Origin of the sequence: Bacteroides sp. D22, from assembly GCF_000163675.1 — a bacterium.
Lineage (GTDB): Bacteria > Bacteroidota > Bacteroidia > Bacteroidales > Bacteroidaceae > Bacteroides > Bacteroides xylanisolvens.
The window spans coordinates 1-808 of record NZ_GG774874.1 but is presented as its reverse complement, the minus strand read 5'-3'; the positions used below and the strand labels follow the sequence as shown (position 1 = coordinate 808).

Annotated in this window: 2 protein-coding genes and 1 pseudogene; all 3 read left to right on the top strand. The window is 42.0% G+C overall.

Going from position 1 to position 808, the window contains the following annotated elements:
* Window positions 1-237 (top strand): IS66 family insertion sequence element accessory protein TnpB (tnpB, locus tag HMPREF0106_RS0125360; RefSeq protein ID WP_032851713.1); only part of this gene is annotated, 237 nt, incomplete at its 5' end.
* A 107-nt stretch (window positions 238-344) separates the two neighbouring features.
* Complete coding sequence (locus HMPREF0106_RS00050; RefSeq protein WP_009041334.1) at window positions 345-563, top strand: hypothetical protein; 219 nt, start codon at window positions 345-347, stop codon at window positions 561-563.
* A gap of 39 nt (window positions 564-602) precedes the next feature.
* Window positions 603-808 (top strand): annotated as a pseudogene (locus tag HMPREF0106_RS28070) (transposase); the annotation flags it as partial.

The window sequence follows — 808 nt, the reverse complement described above, 5'->3', positions numbered from 1 at the left end:
ATAATGGGTAAAGAGCCCTCCACAGGGGACATTTTCATCTTTTTGAGTAAGGACCGGCGGAACATCAAAATCCTTCATCATGATACAGGGGGATACGTGCTTTATTGGAAGAAGCTGGACAAAGACCGTTTCCTCCTGCCTGTTTTCTGCAAGGCCAGTCATCGTTATGAAATCGGTTGGGAGAAACTCGTGGTTCTGCTCCAGGGTACTGTCCGCAAAGAATTACTCGTAGGGTAGTACGAGGTTACAGAAGAATCGATTATACAAGGTTATATATTTGATTATCAATATATTAATATATTAAAAGTCTTGCATAAGTCAGCTTTATTTTGTATATTTGCGACATGGAAGACAAGGAAACGATCAACATATTAATCGCCCAACTACTGTCAAAGGATGATGAGAACCTGCGGCTTCGAAACCTGCTTGATGACTTGCAGCGTGAACAGCAGTCGGGTAATATGCAGATCCTGTCTAAACTTGACAGGGCACTTGAGGAACTGAAAAGCATGAGACATGACAACAAGGCGCTTTCCAGTGCCCTTGAAGCGGGCTCAGTCTGAAACCTTGGGGGATTGCGTTAAAATTCTTATTTTTGCATCATGAAAACATCCTCTTCCCAAACGATTGATCCTGTTGCTTCTTTAAGCTTGTTCTTGCCTTCAGGAATCCTTGATTACTTTACCCTAGTCAATCATGTTTCTCAGGATACTTGCTTTATTCTTTATTTAGAGGAGAAAGCCACTATTCCTGCTGAGTACTCTGATCTCCATCTTCACTCAAAAGGTTTCCTCCCTGAGATTGAAGT